Origin of the sequence: Lysinibacillus sp. SGAir0095, assembly GCF_005491425.1 — a bacterium.
GTDB lineage: Bacteria > Bacillota > Bacilli > Bacillales_A > Planococcaceae > Ureibacillus.
Genome location: NZ_CP028083.1, coordinates 1,023,733 through 1,043,291 on the forward strand (window position 1 = coordinate 1,023,733; position 19,559 = coordinate 1,043,291).

17 protein-coding genes and 1 other annotated feature are annotated in these 19,559 nt (G+C 35.7%); of the genes, 10 read left to right on the plus strand and 7 right to left on the minus strand.

Features of this window, described 5'->3' with window-relative positions; genetic code table 11:
• Positions 1-50: 50 nt before the first annotated feature.
• The 3 genes from C1N55_RS05045 to C1N55_RS05055 all read left to right on the plus strand — a co-directional run bounded on the left by C1N55_RS05045 (position 51) and on the right by C1N55_RS05055 (position 2,537).
• On the plus strand, positions 51-812 hold the full coding sequence (locus C1N55_RS05045) for a prolyl oligopeptidase family serine peptidase (protein WP_137727804.1): 762 nt from the start codon (positions 51-53) through the stop codon (positions 810-812).
• Positions 813-867: 55 nt separating this feature from the next.
• Positions 868-1,182, plus strand: coding sequence for a metal-sulfur cluster assembly factor (locus C1N55_RS05050; RefSeq protein WP_137727805.1), 315 nt, complete (start codon positions 868-870; stop codon positions 1,180-1,182).
• A gap of 215 nt (positions 1,183-1,397) precedes the next feature.
• On the plus strand, positions 1,398-2,537 hold the full coding sequence (locus tag C1N55_RS05055; RefSeq protein ID WP_137727806.1) for a zinc-dependent alcohol dehydrogenase: 1,140 nt from the start codon (positions 1,398-1,400) through the stop codon (positions 2,535-2,537).
• Positions 2,538-2,623: 86 nt separating this feature from the next.
• On the opposite strand, the gene C1N55_RS05060 is transcribed toward C1N55_RS05055, so the two are convergent.
• Positions 2,624-3,325, minus strand: a complete 702-nt coding sequence (locus C1N55_RS05060; protein WP_137727807.1) for a Crp/Fnr family transcriptional regulator — start codon at positions 3,323-3,325, stop codon at positions 2,624-2,626.
• Positions 3,326-3,580: 255 nt separating this feature from the next.
• Here C1N55_RS05060 and C1N55_RS05065 point away from each other — a divergent pair, with 255 nt between their 5' ends.
• A complete protein-coding gene (locus C1N55_RS05065; protein WP_137727808.1) occupies positions 3,581-5,716 on the plus strand; it encodes an ATP-dependent Clp protease ATP-binding subunit in 2,136 nt (711 codons plus the stop codon).
• Between the two features lie 92 nt (positions 5,717-5,808).
• Here C1N55_RS05065 and C1N55_RS05070 read toward each other — a convergent pair whose 3' ends face one another.
• Positions 5,809-6,000 carry a YjzD family protein gene (locus C1N55_RS05070; RefSeq protein ID WP_137727809.1) on the minus strand — a complete coding sequence of 64 codons (192 nt, stop codon included), beginning with the start codon at positions 5,998-6,000 and terminating at the stop codon, positions 5,809-5,811.
• Between the two features lie 189 nt (positions 6,001-6,189).
• Here C1N55_RS05070 and C1N55_RS05075 point away from each other — a divergent pair, with 189 nt between their 5' ends.
• Positions 6,190-7,128 (plus strand): beta-ketoacyl-ACP synthase III, encoded by a 939-nt coding sequence (locus tag C1N55_RS05075; protein ID WP_137727810.1) that lies wholly within the window; start codon positions 6,190-6,192, stop codon positions 7,126-7,128.
• Between the two features lie 45 nt (positions 7,129-7,173).
• Complete coding sequence (fabF, locus tag C1N55_RS05080) at positions 7,174-8,409, plus strand: beta-ketoacyl-ACP synthase II (RefSeq protein WP_137727811.1); 1,236 nt, start codon at positions 7,174-7,176, stop codon at positions 8,407-8,409.
• Between the two features lie 324 nt (positions 8,410-8,733).
• Here the strand turns inward: fabF and trpS are convergent, their stop codons facing one another.
• Positions 8,734-9,723 (minus strand): tryptophan--tRNA ligase, encoded by a 990-nt coding sequence (trpS, locus tag C1N55_RS05090; protein ID WP_137727813.1) that lies wholly within the window; start codon positions 9,721-9,723, stop codon positions 8,734-8,736.
• Positions 9,724-9,793: 70 nt separating this feature from the next.
• Positions 9,794-10,005, minus strand: a binding site (T-box leader).
• Between the two features lie 513 nt (positions 10,006-10,518).
• Between trpS and spxA the strand changes: the two genes are divergently transcribed.
• From spxA to pepF, 4 genes are all read left to right on the plus strand, one after another.
• Positions 10,519-10,914, plus strand: a complete 396-nt coding sequence (gene spxA / locus C1N55_RS05095; protein WP_181418012.1) for a transcriptional regulator SpxA — start codon at positions 10,519-10,521, stop codon at positions 10,912-10,914.
• A gap of 483 nt (positions 10,915-11,397) precedes the next feature.
• Positions 11,398-12,048, plus strand: a complete 651-nt coding sequence (mecA, locus tag C1N55_RS05100; RefSeq protein ID WP_137727814.1) for an adaptor protein MecA — start codon at positions 11,398-11,400, stop codon at positions 12,046-12,048.
• A 225-nt stretch (positions 12,049-12,273) separates the two neighbouring features.
• Positions 12,274-13,398 carry a competence protein CoiA gene (locus C1N55_RS05105; RefSeq protein ID WP_137727815.1) on the plus strand — a complete coding sequence of 375 codons (1,125 nt, stop codon included), beginning with the start codon at positions 12,274-12,276 and terminating at the stop codon, positions 13,396-13,398.
• A 65-nt stretch (positions 13,399-13,463) separates the two neighbouring features.
• Positions 13,464-15,269, plus strand: a complete 1,806-nt coding sequence (pepF, locus tag C1N55_RS05110) for an oligoendopeptidase F (RefSeq protein ID WP_137727816.1) — start codon at positions 13,464-13,466, stop codon at positions 15,267-15,269.
• A gap of 1,532 nt (positions 15,270-16,801) precedes the next feature.
• Here the strand turns inward: pepF and C1N55_RS05115 are convergent.
• The 4 genes from C1N55_RS05115 to C1N55_RS05130 form a co-directional block, all read right to left on the minus strand.
• Complete coding sequence (locus C1N55_RS05115) at positions 16,802-17,611, minus strand: DsbA family protein (RefSeq protein ID WP_137727817.1); 810 nt, start codon at positions 17,609-17,611, stop codon at positions 16,802-16,804.
• Positions 17,608-18,009, minus strand: coding sequence for a globin domain-containing protein (locus tag C1N55_RS05120; protein WP_137727818.1), 402 nt, complete (start codon positions 18,007-18,009; stop codon positions 17,608-17,610). Before C1N55_RS05120 ends, C1N55_RS05115 begins: the two co-directional genes overlap by 4 nt.
• A gap of 201 nt (positions 18,010-18,210) precedes the next feature.
• Positions 18,211-18,972 (minus strand): lytic transglycosylase domain-containing protein, encoded by a 762-nt coding sequence (locus C1N55_RS20945; protein ID WP_305036284.1) that lies wholly within the window; start codon positions 18,970-18,972, stop codon positions 18,211-18,213.
• Complete coding sequence (locus C1N55_RS05130) at positions 18,969-19,556, minus strand: CYTH domain-containing protein (RefSeq protein ID WP_137727820.1); 588 nt, start codon at positions 19,554-19,556, stop codon at positions 18,969-18,971. Before C1N55_RS05130 ends, C1N55_RS20945 begins: the two co-directional genes overlap by 4 nt.
• Between the last annotated feature and the right edge of the window lie 3 nt (positions 19,557-19,559).

Below are 19,559 nucleotides of genomic sequence, written 5' to 3' on the forward strand. Positions count from 1 at the left end.
TATTTAGTAAATAAAATAGTTTTTACAATATGGTTTAGAGGTGAAAGAAAATGTATGTTCAAGATGATATGTGGAAAGGAATCCCTTTATTACATGTTTATGATGATTCAATGAATGAACAGACGCCTGTTGTAATTTTTCTTCATGGCTTTCAAAGTGCAAAGGAGCATAACTTACACTACGCTTATCAATTAGTACAAAATGGCGTTCGTGTCATAATGCCTGATGCCTATTTACACGGTGTCCGTGATGAACAGCTTTCTGAGGTTAAAATGAATATTCACTTTTGGGAGATTGTCATGAAATCCATCCATGAAGTAAATACCATATATGAGGAACTAAAGATTCGAGGATTTGGAGATTCTAAAATCGGGATAGCTGGTTCATCCATGGGCGGGATCGTTACTGCAGGATGTTTAAATTCATATGATTGGATAAGTACTGCGGCAATATGTATGGGTGCTCCGGGGTATGTTGAGTTAGCTAATTATCAGTTGGAACAATTCGGAAAAATGGGAGTTAAATTACCGTTTGATGAAAAACAAAAAGAAGCAATTTTAAATCAATTGTCAGAATATGATATAACAAAGAATCTGAACCGCTTCAAACAAAGACCAGTGATATTTTGGCATGGACATAAAGATGTGACTGTACCATTCAAAAATACATATCATTTTTATACGCAATTACGTTCACACTATGAACAATCACCTGAGAAATTAAAATTTGTTGAATCCAAAAGCTCAGGACATAAAGTACCGCGTAGTGGTGTGCTTGCAGTCACTTCGTTTCTTTCACAACATTTGGCATAAATAATTTCATTTGCTATGATAGAGTTAACACTATAGAGAAGGGGGAAATAAAGAAATGGCAATCAGTGAAGACATGAAAGAAAGCATGTTGGGTGCTTTAGAAAACGTAATTGATCCTGAGCTTGGTATCGATATTGTCAACTTAGGTTTAGTATATGAAGTAGATTTAGATGAAGAAGGGTTAGCGACTGTCACAATGACGCTAACATCTATGGGGTGCCCACTTGGTCCAGTTATCGTTGACCAAGTAAACACTGCCTTAGGTGAGTTACCTGAAGTTAAGAAAGTTGATGTCAATATTGTTTGGCAGCCAGCATGGTCAAAAGACATGATGTCACGGTACGCAAAAATGGCATTAGGAATCAGATAAAGTGCAAATGAGCAACTCCAAATAGAGTTGCTCATTTTTTTATGCTCATTTTACAAGGAGGTTGGGCAATTAGGTAACACAGCCTACAATGCAAACGACACCTTAACATTGATTGCTAATGGAAAATTTAAATGATTATCTTGCATAAATCAGGGGAATTAAAGAAATACCAGATTTAGTTATTAAAAACTTAAAAATTAGGAGGTTTCTTTAACATGAAAGCTGTTACTTTCCAGGGTACTAAGGATATGCAGGTAAAAGAGGTAGCCGATCCAAAAATTGAAAAAAGTGACGATATTATTATTCGTGTGACGTCTACAGCCATATGTGGCTCTGATCTTCACATCTATCAAGGTGCACTTCCTGCATCAAAAGATTATGTAATTGGTCATGAACCAATGGGAATTGTTGAAGAAGTTGGCCCTACTGTAGAGAAAGTGAAAAAAGGAGATCGTGTAGTACTTCCATTTAATATTTCTTGTGGTCACTGCCATTATTGCCAACATGATATGGAAAGTCAATGTGACAACTCCAATCCAAATCCACATGTCGATACAGGTGGATATTTTGGATTTACTGAACGTTATGGAGGTTATCAAGGTGGACAAGCCGAATTACTACGTGTACCATATGGAAACTTTGTACCCTTTGTTATCCCGAAATCTGTAGAACTAGAAGATGAGTCGTTACTCTTTATGTCGGATGTTCTCCCAACAGCATACTGGAGTGTTGAAAGTGGAGGGGTAAAAAAGGGGGATACAGTGGTAGTATTAGGGTGTGGTCCAATCGGTTTAATGACCCAAAAATTTGCATGGATGAAAGGGGCAAAACGTGTCATTGCAGTTGATAATCTTCCTTATCGCTTAAATCATGCAAAAAAGATGAATAATGTTGAAATTATTAACTTCGATGATCACGAAGATACAGGTGAATATATTGCTGAAATCACAAAAGGCGGTGCAGATGTCGTAATCGATTGCGTAGGGATGGATGGGAAAAAGAATCCGCTTGAAGTAGTTGAGCAAAAATTAAAACTTTCAGGTGGTACAACTAGTGCAATTCGTATTGGCATGAAAGCAATTAAAAAGTTTGGAACTTTACAAATTACGGGTGTTTATGGCTCAATCTACAATCATTTCCCATTAGGTAATCTGTTTGAACGAAATATAACGGTTAAAATGGGGCAAGCTCCTGTAATTCACTACATGCCAATGTTATTCGAAATGATTAAAAAAGGTGAGATTGATCCAACTGAAATTATCACGCATAAACTTCCGCTTAATCGTGCTAGTGAAGCATATAAAACCTTTAATGACCACGAAGATGAGTGTATTAAAGTCATATTAAAGCCCTAAGAGTTTTAGGTTTCTTAATGGATAAAAAGGTACACAGCAGCTTTCCCTCTGTGTACCTTTTGAATTTTAGTCGCATTGTGAAAATTTTAATCGATTCGACAAATTGTTGCGGGGCAATTTTCGCAAGCAATTTCTTCCTTTAGATAATTTAAATCTAAAATTGTAATATAACCTTTTTCAAACGTAATGATGTTTAGCTTTTTCAGCTCATTTAGCATGCGATTAATCATTTCCCGACTTGTAGAGCACAGATTGGCAACTTCACTGTTTGTTAGATGAAGATTGATAAAAATATGATTGTTGTCTTCATTTATCGGCTCTCCATAAGTATTTGATAAACGAATTAAAGTAGAAAAGAGTGCTCCTCTTTTGCCATGAATAACTAGATCCCGAATTAAGCTTTGATTTTTTAAATTTTCATTCTGAATCCATTTTAAGTATTCAATCATTAGAGAAGGCTGTTCAGTTAGGATCATTTCCAAAGTATTTTTGTTAAGGATAATTATCTCTGAGTTAATAATAGCTTTTGCTGTATTTGAGTGGAATGTTGTCGGACCAAATAATGAACTTTCACCAATGATACTATTCTTTCCGCAAACTCGAAAAGTAAGTTCTTTACCGTGTTCAGTTTCCTTACTAATTTGAACGGATCCATTCTTAATTAAAAATAGATCTCCAGCACTTTCGCCCTCATGGAAAATATGATTTCCTTTTTCCACTTTCACCAGAAGACCGCCTTCCTCGAATAGTTGATAAATATCCATTGATAAGTTATCAGTTAATCCCATTCCTTCACATCCTTTATAAAGCCAATCTTTAACTTCATTTATAAAAAGTATTTTCAATATATGATATCACAAGAAACTAAAACTAAATGTAAACTTTTAGTGCCAATTTTTGCATTTCATGAGTAAACAGCTTATAATTGAATTAGTCAAAAAAGGTCAAATTAGTTTCCGGATATGCTCAAGTTTTGTTAAAATTCGAGTTTGAATCTGTAACAATAGATGTAATTGAAAAAAATTTTGAAAGGGTGTTCTAGAATGCAATTTCAACAACAAGACAATCGTAGTCCGTTAGAACAATTTGGTCGCAATTTAATTGAAGAAGTTAAGAATGGTAAGATGGATCCTGTCATTGGTCGTGATGAAGAAATTCGAAATGTCATTCGAATCCTATCAAGAAAAACAAAGAACAATCCCATTCTAATAGGCGAACCAGGTGTTGGGAAAACGGCAATCGTCGAAGGACTTGCACAACGAATTGTTCGAAAAGATGTTCCGGAAGGGTTAAAAAATTGTATTTTATATGAACTAGATATGAGTGCTCTAATAGCAGGAGCAAGCTATCGAGGGCAATTTGAAGAACGTCTTAAAGGTGTACTAAAAGAAGTAAAGGACTCGGAAGGTCAAATCATCTTATTTATCGATGAAATCCATACCATTGTTGGTGCAGGTAAAACAGATGGTGCAATGGATGCTGGAAATATGCTAAAGCCGATGCTGGCGCGTGGGGAGCTGCATTGTATCGGAGCAACTACTTTAGATGAATATCGTATGTACATTGAAAAAGATCCTGCCCTTGAACGTAGATTCCAGCAGGTAGTTGTACGCGAGCCTTCTATTGAAGACACGGTTTCAATCTTGCGTGGGTTAAAGGAGCGTTTTGAATTACACCATGGTGTCCGAATCCATGACCGCGCAATTATTGCAGCAGCAGAGCTTTCAAACCGTTATATTACGGAGCGATTCTTGCCAGATAAGGCGATCGACTTAATAGATGAGGCATGTGCGATGATTCGAACTGAAATCGACTCAATGCCGCAAGAGCTAGATATTGTAACTCGTCGTGTGATGCAGCTTGAAATTGAAGAACAAGCCTTAACAAAAGAAAAAGATGAAGCAAGCAAAAAACGCTTAGATGCTTTACGCATTGAATTAGCAACATTAAAAGAATCTACAGACAAAATACGTAAACAATGGGAAGAAGAGAAACAGGCCCTGCAAATTATTCAAAAGAAACGTGAACAATTAGATGGCTACCGTCGAGATTTAGAGGATGCAGAAAGTAAATATGATTTAAATAAAGCAGCTGAACTTCGTCATGGTAAAATTCCCGAATTAGAAAAGGAATTATCAGCTTTAGAAGAAGCGTTGAAACTGGGTTCTGACACAAGAATTCTGCGCGAAGAAGTAACTGCGGATGAAATAGCTTCAATTATTTCTAGATGGACAGGTATCCCAGTAAAGAAGCTTGTGGAGGGAGAGAGAGAAAAGCTTTTACGTCTGAAAGATACTTTACATGAACGAGTTGTTGGCCAAGATATGGCGGTAAGACTTGTAACGGAAGCGGTGTGGCGTGCACGTTCAGGCATAAAAGATCCAAATAGACCAATCGGTTCGTTTATTTTCTTGGGTCCTACTGGTGTAGGGAAGACGGAACTTGCAAAAGCATTAGCCGCACAGTTATTCGATTCAGAGGATCATTTTATCCGCATTGATATGAGTGAATATATGGAAAAGCATAGCGTATCCCGACTAGTCGGAGCTCCTCCAGGATATGTTGGATATGAAGAGGGCGGTCAATTAACAGAAGCGGTTCGACGTACTCCATATTCAGTTGTTTTGTTAGACGAAATAGAAAAAGCACATCCTGATGTTGCAAATATATTGCTTCAAATTTTAGATGACGGTCGAATTACGGACAGTCAAGGTCGTCTAGTGAATTTTACGAACACAGTTGTCATAATGACGTCCAATATAGGTTCACATTATTTGCTTGAGACTAATCCAGAACAACAACAATCATTAGAGGATTTAGTCATGTCGGAATTGCGTGCACACTTTAAACCAGAGCTGCTGAATCGTGTTGATGACATTATTACGTTCCATGCATTAAGTAACGAACATTTCCATGCTATCGCTTGGAAATATGTAGGCCAATTGAAAGAGCGTGTAGCCGAACAAGAAATCGAGTTAAAGGTTCGTGAAGAGGTAGTAGATTGGATTGTAGAATACGGTATCGATCCTCAATTTGGTGCGAGACCTTTAAAACGATTTATTCAACGGAATGTTGAAACTGCTGTAGCGAAAGAGTTATTAAAAGGAGAAGTGCTTCCAGGTGAAGCATTACAGGTTACTATAGAGGATGGTCAGTTACACGTAATAAAATATGTGTAAATAATTAAAAAATGGGTAGCTCTAAAAAAGAGTTACCCATTCTATTTTTAAAAAATAAAAGCACTTCTATTTAGAAGTGCTAACATTCAATATTAGTGATGATCTGCTTCCGGTGTTGGTTCGTTTGGAATAATTGCACTAATAATAAAGATTAAAATTGTAACAATAACGCCAAGAATTAAACTAGTTGAAACAACAAAAGGTACAGCTAAAATTGAACTTACAACATAATTTAACATTAACATTAATAGTACAGACCAAATTAAAGTCATTACATATTGCATTCATTTCACCTCTATAAAACATTTTTAAATAGTATTCCAATTCTCATCTAATTTATCATAACATATACATTCATAAAAAAGAACTACAAACTTAAGAACAAATGGTGAATAAAAGGTTGAGGTATTTTTTTTTATGAGCTATAATTATGACCAAGTACTAAATGTTAGTAGTAAAACGGGGGGATTAAAATGAACGCAGGGATCATTGGATTAGGGAAATACGTTCCAGAGAAGGTTGTAACAAACTTTGATTTAGAAAAAACTTTAGATACAAATGATGAATGGATTCGCACAAGAACTGGTATACAAGAAAGAAGAATTGCAGGAGACGAAGAGAATACTTCTGATTTGGCATTAGCTGCCGCTAAAATTGCGATTGAAAATGCGAATATTACTGCAGATCAAATCGGTTTGATATTAGTTGCAACAGTAACTCCAGACAGAGGTTTTCCAAGTGTTGCATGTCAAATACAGGAAACATTGGGTGCTGTTAATGCGGCGGCAATGGATGTTTCTGCAGCATGCTCAGGATTTATTTATGCACTTGCTACAGCAAAGCAGTTTATTGAAAGTAAAAGCTATAAATATGTCTTAGTAGTAGGTGTTGAAAAACTATCTAAAATCACTGATTGGAATGATCGTAATACAGCAGTATTGTTCGGGGATGGTGCATGTGCGGCGGTAATTAGCGAGGTAAGTGAGGGAAGAGGTATTTTATCATTTGAATTAGGTGCAGATGGAACTGGTGGTAAGCATCTATTCTTAAATGATGAAAATACAATTTCAATGAACGGAAGAGAAGTCTTCAAATTTGCTGTTAGACAAATGGGTGAATCAGCAGTTTCAGTGATTGATAAAGCTGGACTATCTAAAGAAGACGTCGATTTACTTATTCCACATCAAGCAAATATTCGTATTATGGAAGCTTCTCGTGAAAGACTAGAATTACCTGAAGAAAAACTATCAAAGCATATTCATAAATATGGCAATACATCTTCTGCTTCTATCGGTCTTGCTTTGGCAGACGAATTAGAAGATGGTAAAATTAAAGATGATGATATTATTGTGTTAGTCGGTTTTGGTGGCGGCCTAACTTGGGGTGCAGCTGTCATTAAATGGGGAAAATAATATTAGTGAACGAGTAGTTTAATACCAAAGGGGGATTTAAGAACTATGAAAAGAAGAGTAGTTATTACAGGAATAGGAGCTGTTACTCCTCTAGGAAATACAATCGAAGAAACATGGGAAAATCTAATCGCCGGAAAATCTGGTGTTGGAGCTTTAACACGATTAGATACTGAAAAGTTCCCTGTTAAAATAGCAGCAGAAGTTAAGGATTTTGATATCGAGCAGTATGTTGAGAAAAAAGAAGCAAGAAAAATGGACCGTTTCACTCATTATGCATTAGCAGCTTCCATTATGGCCATGAAAGATTCTGGGTTAACAATTACGGAAGAAATTGCTCCGCGCGTAGGTGTTTGGATTGGTTCTGGTATTGGTGGGATGGAAACTTATGAAAACCAATATATCACTTTCCAAGAACGTGGTGTACGACGAGTTAGTCCATTCTTTGTACCAATGATGATTCCTAACATGGCATCTGGTCAAGTATCAATCCATTTTGGAGCAAAAGGAATTAACTCGTGTTCGGTAACTGCTTGTGCATCAGGCACGAACTCTATTGGTGATGCATTTAAAGTCATTCAGCGTGGAGATGCGGATGCAATGATTACGGGTGGGGCAGAAGCGCCAATCGTAAATATGGCAGTAGCTGGATTCTGTTCAAGTACTGCACTTTCACTAAATCCAGATGCCGAAAATGCTTCACGTCCTTTCGATGCAAACCGAGATGGATTTGTCATCGGTGAGGGAGCTGGTATTTTGGTATTAGAAGAATACGAATTTGCTAAAGCTCGTGGTGCCAAAATCTATGCTGAAGTTGTGGGCTATGGATCAACAGGCGATGCGCATCATATTACAGCTCCTGCTCCAGAAGGTGAAGGTGCTGCAAGAGCCATTCTTCAAGCTTTAGAAGATGGTGAAGTAAATCCTTCAGAAGTCGGCTACATTAATGCACATGGTACAAGTACGCCATATAATGATTTATTTGAAACAAAAGCTGTAAAAACTGTTTTTGGCGAGCATGCATATAATTTAGCAATGAGCTCGACAAAATCAATGACTGGCCATTTGCTAGGTGCTGCTGGTGGAGTAGAAGCCATCTTTACTGCATTAGCGTTAAAAGAGGGCATTCTGCCGCCAACAATTAACCTGACAACACCAGATCCAGAATGTGATTTAGATTATGTTCCAAATACTGCACGTAATCAGTATGTCGAATATGCGATGAGTAACTCACTGGGCTTTGGTGGACATAATGCAAGTATCGTATTAAAAAAGGTTGATTAAATAGATAAAATCGGTTTTTAATGGGAATGTCGGAGCTTGGCGAGCACCTTCCGCTTTTCTAATAATGTCGATAAGTTAAATGCCTTTAGCGAAAAGCTAAAGGCATTTTTGTGTTGGTAAATGAATATTTAGTTAATATAAGGATGGTGGACATGTTTCGATTTATGCTGTTTTTATTTTGCTATGGTATTTGCGTGATGTCGGTAGGTAATTTACTTCTGTATTTAAATTATCGCACACTAGGCTATTCCTGGTCCGCAGTTTGGGCTTTTATAATGGGGACTCATGAACTTTATCTAGCGGCTGTGTCAATTATTGTTCTGTTTATCTTGATTTTCGACCTAATCCCATCGCGTTTTCCATTCTTGTAATCGTTTTGGAAGCAATGGCATTCGCTTTTTCTGCACCCTCGTTTAGAATCTTATCTAATTCATCAGAATCGATTAATTCGTTGAATCGTTGTTGGATTGGTGCTAAATGCTCGATTAAGCTTGTTGCAACACCTTCTTTAAAGGCACCATAACCTAATCCATCATATTTTTGGACTAGTGATGGAATCTCAATTCCAGTAACTGCAGATTCAATTGTTAATAGGTTAGAAACGCCTGGTTTATTTACCTCATCAAACGCTACATAACCATCTGAATCCGTAACAGCGGATTTGATTTTCTTTTCGATTTGTTTCGGTGTATCTAGGAAACGAATTGTTGCTTTTGTATTTGGATCAGACTTACTCATTTTCTTTGTAGGTTCTTGTAATGATTTAATACGTGCCCCTGCTTTTGGCAATTGAATTTCTGGAACAACAAATACATCACCAAAACGTTTATTAAAACGTTCAGCTAGGTCACGTGTTAACTCTATATGCTGTTTTTGGTCATCTCCAACCGGTACGATATTTGTATTATATAAAAGAATATCTCCAGCCATTAATGGAGGATATGTTAACAAACCAGCAGCTACCGATTCTTTACCCTCTGATTTATCCTTGTATTGTGTCATGCGCTCTAGTTCCCCAATTGTTGCTACACATTGCAGCATCCAACCTGCTTGAGCATGGGCAGGAACCTCTGATTGAATAAATAAAGTTGCTTTGTTAGGATCAATTCCTGTCGCTAAATAAGTAGCGGCTAACGTACGGATATTTGAGCGCAATTCTTTTGGATCCTGTGGAACCGTTATCGCATGCTGGTCTACGATACAATAAATAGCGTTCCCTTCCTCTTGAAGTGATGGGAATTGCATAAAAGCGCCGATATAGTTCCCTAAAGTAATAACGCCTGTTGGTTGAACACCTGAAAAAATGGTTTTCATTGTGGTAAATCCTCCTAAACTTAGTAATAAAAATAAAAAAAAACATCATATGCCCCAAATACGCTATGCGTATTGGGACGAATGATGTTGAATCCGCGGTACCACCCAGTTTGTCAAAAAAATGACCACTTAGACTTCATAACGTGAAGTTAGACGTGCTTTACTACTTAATTCATAAAGCCACTCAAAAGTCCATTCCATATGCTCCGTCTTCTGTTTACACCAACCACAGACTCTCTATGCACGGGAGGCAAATGTACTAATCTTTATCATCGTTTTTTTAATTAGTTAAAAATGATTTACGATCGTAAAGTTGTTTACATTTAATTATATAAAAAATCATATACAAAATTAGTTTCAAAAGCAAATTATATTTTCTTTTCATTTTTGGAATGAAATAGTGTAGGTTTGGGTAATAATTGTATCGGGAAAGATAATTATTTTCTTTTCGAGAAAACATTGTAAATTGAACATGCAATTAACAGAAATTTGTGATTTCTTCTCGATTAATGTCGACTAATTGAGAATTAGCTAGTTTGAAAATTAAAATGTTTACTTTAAGCAACTAAAGGGAATATTAGTCGTGTACTATAACAATGTTATGAATAATACGTTTAAACGAGAAGAAAAAGGTATAATTAATATTGCTTTAACTATCTTTTTTAGATGTATGCTATATCCAAAAAGCTAAGATTAATGTATAATTAAGACATTGATTTATTTAAACTAATTCTAAATTAATAAAAACTTGATAATAGATAACTCGATTCCATACGGAAAGGAAGTGTAATAATGATTGTAACATTATTTACATCACCAAGTTGTACATCATGCAGAAAAGCCAAAGCATGGTTAGAAGAGCATGAGATTGCTTATAGAGAGCGAAATATTTTCTCTGAACCTTTAACAATCAGTGAAATAAAAGAAATACTAAGAATGACAGAAGATGGAACCGATGAAATAATCTCAACGCGTTCTAAAATATTCCAAAAATTAAATGTCGATGTAGAAAGTTTGCCACTTCAACAATTATATGAGTTAATTCAAGAATACCCAGGCTTACTTCGCCGCCCAATAATTTTAGACGAAAAGCGCTTACAAGTTGGGTATAATGAGGATGAAATTCGACGCTTCTTACCAAGAAAGGTTCGAGCATTCCAATTACTTGAAGCACAAAAAATGGTTAATTAATCATTTCTAGGAATATTCTTGCGAGTATATCGATAAAATCCATTATCACTGGATTTTATCGTTTTTTCTTTTTAAATGTATTTTAAAAGCACACGCTTAGTTTTTTGTCAGTAAATCAAAAAGATTATCCAAGTTTTTATTCAGTGTATTCATTACATATTTTTAGTATATGAGGGAGAAATTCACGCTTTATTTTTCTAAAATCTGAATGCGTTATACTTGATTTCAAATGCTTAGTCATCTACAATTTCAATATTCAAATTATTTTATTTTGCAGTGTTTTTTTCTTTTCATTTCATATAGGTAATCATACAATAGAATTATAGAATAAAGCATAGTTATATAGAAAAATGGTTTTGTTCTGTAGTAAGTTGTTATGAATACCGTGTTTTGAATTGGTTGGTTAAACTTTAGCAATCCAAAACATACTAAGAACGCTTTCTTTGTTTTTCAACGAATGACTGTGAAGGGAGTTGAAGTCTAATGGACATCGAACGCGTAAACGAAAATACAATAAAGCTCTTTATTACTTATCGTGATATTGAGGACCGCGGATATAGTCGCGAAGAAATCTGGTATAACAGAGCAAAAGGGGAAGAACTTTTCTGGGATATGATTGGCGAAATAAATACGGAAGATTACTTTGACCTTGATGGACCAATCTGGATTCATGTAAATGCTTCAGAACATGGTCTAGAAGTAATTGTTACTAGAGCTAATATAAATTCAGACGGGGAATCCAACTCTTTGCTATCCAGTTTCGAGGAGCATCGAGATGCTGCACATAAAAACTTAGATGACTCAATTTTTGATGCCTTTGATGATGACGAAATTAATCAGCTAGGTATCAATAATATATCTATTTATAAATTCAAGGACATTGACGAAATTATTCCTGTTGCTAATCGACTAGTATCATTTGGATTACAATCTTCATTATTTAAATTTGAAAAATACTACTACTTAGCAGTTGATTTCACAAATGTTGAGGAAAATCAGGAACGTCAGAATATCCGATCAATCATTAATGAATACCTTGTTGGTTCTAAACTGACGATTTACCGTCTACAAGAATATGGTGAAACAATTATGGAACAGGATTGCTTTGAGACAGTAATCCAGTATTTCGCATAACTCAGATGTAAGCAGGCTGTAAAATGAATCCTTCAACGGACGCCTAACTCTCTTTCAAAAGTCTTGAAATGGAGTTTAGCGCCCGTTAATGAATAAATCGAGGTGTCTTAATAAAAGACATCTCTTTTTTGTTTGAAAAGTTGAAATCAATATTTTGAGTATTATTGACAGAATTTATTGAAATTTAATCCTTTCCATTTTACAATAATCAAAAGGAGGTGTGCCGTGCTTGCAGCTTATACAGAGCAGAATGAGCTCTTTATATTAAATTCAAGCATGCCTCTAGCAACATTACATCTGCTTCGAAAGTCCAAGAAGTTTTACTGCCCCCTATGTAAACAACAGCTATTATTTAAAATTGGTTCCTTAAAAATTCCCCATTTTTCCCATTTTTCAAAAAGTCATTGTGATGATTTTTTTTCAGAGAGAGAATCTGAAACCCATCTGAAAGGAAAAGAACAATTATACAATCTATTTAAAGCGTTGAATTTGGATGCAAAGTTAGAGGCCTATATAACAACTATTCAACAAAGGCCAGATATCTTACTAAAAGATGATGATAATTCCATGTTTGCCATTGAATTTCAGTGCAGTTCTATATCAAAGGAAAGCTTAATTAGACGTAATACGGGGTATAGGGAGGAGAATATCTCACCAGTCTGGATTCCTAATACGCCAACTAATATAACAAGAAGTGGGATTCAAAAAATCTCACTTAGTAAAAATGTTCAACAATTTACATTGTGCTCTAAACACCTTCCTTATATTATGACGTACAACCCAACAGTGCGACAGTTTTTTTATATTTCTAATTTGATTTTTCTTCAAGGTAATAGTTTTTTATCAAAAGTACAAACCATTTCAGTAACACATCAACAATTTCCGTTTTATATCCCAAAACCCATAACCCCAAATGAGTTCAAACAATTTTTACTCATCTATAAACAAGTGAAACATAACTACGTACAAAAAAGAGTATTATTAAGTAGGAGCGGAGTTAACGATATATTTTTAAGAAGGGCCTATGAGCTACGTTTAAATTTGCTTTCTTTACCTTATTATATAGGTATCCCTCTTATAGGAAATGAGGAATTACAAGTATTTTCTGTAGACTGGCAATTAGCTTTATTTTACTTTGTTTACACGACAAAAATAGAACTAAGGCATATGAAAGGACAAACTATTTACTATTTCCTTAGATGGGCGAAATTACCTGAAACAAGTAGAGCTAAGGATGTTGTTTCAGAATATTGCAGGTTGTTAGAAGAGTTGTCAGTACAGCATTCCTATCAATCTATTCATGAGAAAAAGTTATTCGATGTATTATATAACCATTTTCTTGCAATATAGACTAAATATTGAGAAAATAAACGTGTTATTCGAATTTCGAAATAAATGGTATCGGAGGATATATGATGGCAAAAAAAGTATTAACTCGTGATGAAGTACCTGTTGAATTAACATGGAACTTAGAAGGAATCTTTCAATCTGATGAAGCATGGGAACAAGAATTCAAGGAAATTGAAAAATTAATTCCTGAGGCTGACAAGTATAAAGGCAAAGTGGCAGAAGGGGCTAAAAATCTATTTGATACACTGCAATTTAGCGACAAACTATCAGAACGCTTTGGTAAACTTTATGTATATAGCCATCTGAAGCACGATCAAGATACAACGAATGGCAAATATCAAGCAATGGAAAGTAGAGTACGTTCTTTAGGAGCGAAATTTTCAGCTGCATGGTCATTTGTTACACCTGAAATATTATCAATTGATGAAGAAACGATTCAGAATTATATTGACGAGTACAAGCCATTAAACTTATACAATCAAATGCTAACAGAATTAAATTTGGAACGTCCGCATGTTTTAACTGCTGAGAAAGAAGAATTGCTTGCACAGTTCTCAGAAGTTACTGGAGCTTCAGGTAATACATTTAGTGCTTTAAATAACGCGGACCTAGAATTCCCAACACTTAAAAATGACAAAGGGGAAGAAGTTCAGTTAACGCATGGCAACTATGTTACTTTCTTAGAAAGTGATAATCGTGAGGTGCGTGAAAGTGCATTTAAAGCTATGTACAAAACATATGGCCAATTTAAAAATACATTTGCTACTACATTAGCAGGGAATGTTAAAGCTCATAATGTAAGTGCTAGAATTCGTAAATATGATTCAGCTCGCAACAGTGCCATGAGTAATAACCATATCCCCGAAAAGGTGTACGATCAGCTGATTTCAACAATCCATGAATTTTTACCTGTTTTACATCGTTATGTAGCATTACGTAAAAAGGTACTAGGTGTAGACGAACTACACATGTATGATTTATTTACCCCGTTAGTTAAAGAAGTGAAATTTGAAATGCCTTACGAAAAAGCAAAAGAAATCATGGTGAAAAGCTTCGAACCGCTTGGAGAAGAATATCAGGCTATCGTACAAAAAGGCTTGGACAGCCGTTGGGTAGATGTACAAGAAAACAAAGGGAAACGAAGTGGTGCTTATTCATCAGGTACGTTTGGGACTAATCCATTTATCCTAATGAATTGGCAAAATAATTTAGATAATCTGTTTACCTTAGCACATGAATTTGGACATAGTATGCATAGTTACTTTACACGTCAAAATCAGCCGTATCCGTACGGAAGATATTCTATTTTCGTAGCTGAAGTTGCCTCTACTTGTAACGAAGAATTACTTTTCGATTATCTATTAAAAACAACTGAGGATCCTCAGCAAAAAATCTATTTATTAAATCACTGGTTAGATGGATTCCGTAGTACGGTATTCCGTCAAACAATGTTCGCTGAATTTGAGCATATTATCCATGAGCTGGATAGAAACGGTGAAGCAATTACAGCAGAGCGTTTAACTGAAATCTATTATGATCTAAATAAACAATACTTCGGGGCAGAAATAACAGTTGATGAGGAAATTGGTTTAGAATGGGCAAGAATCCCGCACTTCTATTACAATTACTATGTTTACCAATATGCAACTGGTCAAAGTGCAGCTACAGCTTTAAGTAAGCAAATTCTAGAAGAAGGCCAACCTGCTGTTGAACGCTATATCAACAATTTCTTAAAAGCAGGATGCTCTGACTTCCCAATCGAAGTCCTAAAAGCGGCTGGTGTTGATATGGAATCACCTGCACCAATTCAGGAAGCATGTAAAGTGTTCGAAGAAAAATTAAACGAGCTTGAATCTTTACTAATAAAATAAGCAAAAATCAGAATGTCCTACAGTGGTTTGAGTACTGTGGGGCGTTTTTTATGTGTCTTTATGAATCATTCATACATGAAGTTGACGGAAAAAAATCATATAGGGAAAGCGAATGTTAGTAGAATTAGAGATTAGAGTGGTCTCGTGGACAATAAAAGCTAGAAGGCGTAGTTAATAGTCCACGATGAAAAGTCTCGTGGACAATAAAAGCTAGAAGGCGTAGTTAATAGTCCGCGATAAGAGGTCTCGTGGACAATAAAAGCTAGAAGGCGTAGTTAATAGTCCACGATGAGAGGTCTCGTGGACAATAAAAGCTAGAAGGCGTAGTTAATAGTCCACGATGAGAAGTCTCATGTACAATCGAACCGGAAGAGTGTAATTAATAGTCCACGATGAGAGGTCTCGTGGATGATAGAAGCTAGAAAGCGTAGTTAATAGTCCACGAGAAGAAGTCTCGTGGACAATAAAAGCTAGAAAGCGTAGTTAATAGTCCGCGAAGAGAAGTCTCATGGACAATCGAACCGGAAGAGTGTAATTAATAGTCCACGATGAGAGGTCTCGTGGACAATAGAAGCTAGAAAGCGTAGTTAATAGTCCACGAGAAGAAGTCTCGTGGACAATAAAAGCTAGAAAGCGTAGTTAATAGTCCACGAAGAGAAATCTCGTGGACAATAGAAGCTAGAAAGCGTAGTTAATAGTCCACGAGAAGAAGTCTCGTGGACAATAAAAGCTAGAAAGCGTAGTTAATAGTCCGCGAAGAGAAATCTCATGGACAATAGAAGCTAGAAAGCGTAGTTAATAGTCCGCGAAGAGAAGTCTCATGGACAATCGAACCGGAAAGTGTAGTTAATAGTCCGTGAAGAGAAGTCTCATGGACAATCGAACCGGAAGAGTGTAGTTAATAGTCCACGAGAAATGATCTCATGGACAATGAATGAATTGCGACTAGTCCATGAGAATCGCCAATCTAGTCGCAAAAACCACGTAAACAAACCTAACTACTAGCTTCGAATTGTACAGCTATTAAACCCAATCACTCTAATCAGTTGTTATAAATGGAATAGTAATTTTGTATTCAATTCAATTCTAATTGTTTCACAATTTTAACTCTTTTAATATAAATCAGTTTCTTAAGTATGATTGGAAGTGCGAGTAACTAATATAGTTGTGAAAACGTTTACTATATGACGAATTTGTGAAACTATTTTCATAGTATTGCATACATTATTATTCCATGATAAAGTAAATACGTGAAATAAATCACATAACAAACATACACCCCTTTGTTTGAACGTGAACATTTCTCCCATCCCCTTTGTAAGAGGCGTCAGTCGATGACGCCTCTTTTTTAATGCAGCAAGGAAATATGACTTGATCCCTGAACATTGCCACCTCGTTTTGTTTCAAACTTGACACTTGTCTGAAATTCTCCCGCACAACGAATAAAATAAACAAAAAAAAGACAAAGGCCAAATTTGGCTTTGTCTATTAGAGTTATAATAGAGTAATAGCTTAAATAATATAAGTGCTGGTTAATTTAGCTTGCGGCGCCATAGGGTAATTTCGTCATTGTACAGGCGTTCGATTTTTTGTTGTAGCATACGTTTTTTTAATTCGCGTTCTGCTTCTTGAGTGGAGATTGAATAAATTGCAGCAACATCACTTGTTGTTAAAGTATGGAAACGTAAGAATAATTCTTCAAAAGTTGGAAGGGGATTGCAAATGATTTGTTCATTCATCATTTCTTGAAGTATTTGGACATACACTTCATAGGCATACATTCCGCTTACTTTTAACCCCTCGTCTTCAATGCATTCATTAAAGAAAACAATACTTGGGACTTCCTCAATTTCCATCTCGCGTGTGATGTGTAAATCACATTGAAATGCACGTGCAGCTTCCTTCGATCCGAAATCTGAAATAAATTCTTCGATATCAACGTTGGATTCCTTGGCAATTTCGATAAGAGCAGAATAGGAAGTGACTTCCTTTGTTTTTAGTAAAGCATGCTCTTGTAATTTTAATAAGAAGCGAGCTGCTGCACGTTTTCCCTGTAATTCTGCTGCTTTAATCGCAATGGAAGGGAGTGCTGGGTGCGTAATATCCAATTCAGCTCCCGAAATACAGCCTTTTGTACGGCGGCCTAATGTATTAAGAGAGGCAAGCTTTGTACTTAAAATATAGCGCCAAGTAAAATAATGATCATATTCTAATTGAAGCTTGCGCAACATCGTTTGCATATTTAAAGCGTTCTTACATAGTGGATCGATAAATATATATAATTCTATTGGTTTAATAGTAGATGTAGGGGCAGGTTTTGACAATAATTGAACATTATTCACTCTAACCCCTCCTCATCTTCATTTGGAGAATTAATCATATGATTCGCTGTTAAGACAAGTCGCTGGTAATAAACTTCGCGGAATTTCCCCTCAAGTCCAACCTCGTCCATTGCCTCTTTCATACATTCTAACCAAGCTTGAGCTCGATCAGGTGTAATTTTAAATGGAATATGACGAGCTCTTAGCATGGGATGACCATGTTCTTCAGTATATATATTAGGCCCACCTAAGTACTGGGTCTGAAATTGAATTTGTTTTCTTGTTGTTTCAGTAAAATCTTCTGGGAAAATAGATTTTAACTGTGGATGTCTCCCAACACGTTCATAAAAAGCGTGAAGGAGCTCAGAAAGTTTTTCAGCACCAATTTCCTCGTAAGGAATCGTGTATTTTCGATTCATAGGTGTACTCCTTTACTTCTTTAAGTATACGTTAGAATATCCAAGTAGTGTATACCGTATAGTCTATAACCACTGTTTAAAAATTATGTGATAAATACATTCTAACAACGTATTACCTTTTTCTCAAACAAATAGCATAGCCGAGTCGTAGGATCATCATGAAAATCATGTATGAGAAGTCTTGGAAAGCCGTTCAGAAAGTTAAGCATTGTAGTAATTAAGTACTTTATTAACATAGTTTTTTGTTTCATTAAATGGAGGGATACCACCATATTTTGAAACATTTCCTGGACCTGCATTATAGGCTGCTAATGCCAATTCGATATTTTGACCAAATTTATCAAGCATTTGGCTTAAATATTTTGTGCCACCCATTATATTTTGGACTGGATCTTTTGCATCGTTTACCCCAAGATATTTAGCAGTCCCTGGCATCAGCTGCATTAAACCTGTAGCACCAGCAGAGCTTTCTGCATTTTCATTATAGTTTGATTCTTGTTTGATAACTGCAGCTATTAGCTTCTGAGGTACACCGTATTTTTGGGAGGCTTGTTCGATAATATCACTATATGCATTTGCCCCTGCTAATACATTCGTAAATCCTGCAGAATTTAAATAATCTTTGTTTATATTATTTGAGAAGATATTCTCTTCGTTTTGTAGCAATTCATTGTAGTAGGAAGTTGGTAAATAGTTTGCTTCTCCATTAAAAGCAAAAGTTGATAAATAATTATTATCTACACTATTTGGAGAAGAAGTATTATTCATATTTGCGAAATACCCAAGTAAATTTTCAGACTCTGTTAATGAGGAGCTGGATGTGTTCATCATTTCTCCTAGTAACTGAGTGAAGATTGACTGGTCATTTGATACCGATTGAACGTTGGCATCTGAATTGCCAATTGATTGAATTGCTTGGAGCTCTAACAACGTTTTCATTGAGGATATATTCAATGCAATCAACCTTTCTCCTTTTTTAATGCATTCATAAAGCGCGCTATTTTTTTATCAGCTACTTGCTTGGGAATGGCATTTTCTTTTAAAAAGTCTTCAAAAATTTCTTTTCCGAGGGATTCCTCGTCTGTTTCATATTCTACCTCATAATCATCGCAGTTTAAATAGAAAGAATGGTCAAACACAATAGTACCACCTTTGTAAGATAATTCCACTCGATCTGTAGTTAAGGTTCCAAAGACACGCAACTCAGCAATTGGAATTTCTAATTGCAATAATTTTGCTTGGACACTTTCTGCAAAGAACCCTTTTCCTGAAAGCATTAGTTCGGCTTGTTCCTTGGATAGTTCGTCTGTTGTTTCAAGATGAATGTTCGCTGAAGTCCGTTCTTTCAAAGTACAGACAATTCGTTTTTTTGTTTCCCGGATTCTAAGACCGCTAAATAGTTTTTTTAAATGGAAATCCTTTGTATCAAAATAATGATTTCTTTGACGTACAATCATTTCTTCTGTTACATGGTATTTTTTTAATAAGTTTTCATATTGTTGTTTAGTTAAGACATTTTTGAATTCAATTTCTAATTCTTGTGCCATAGT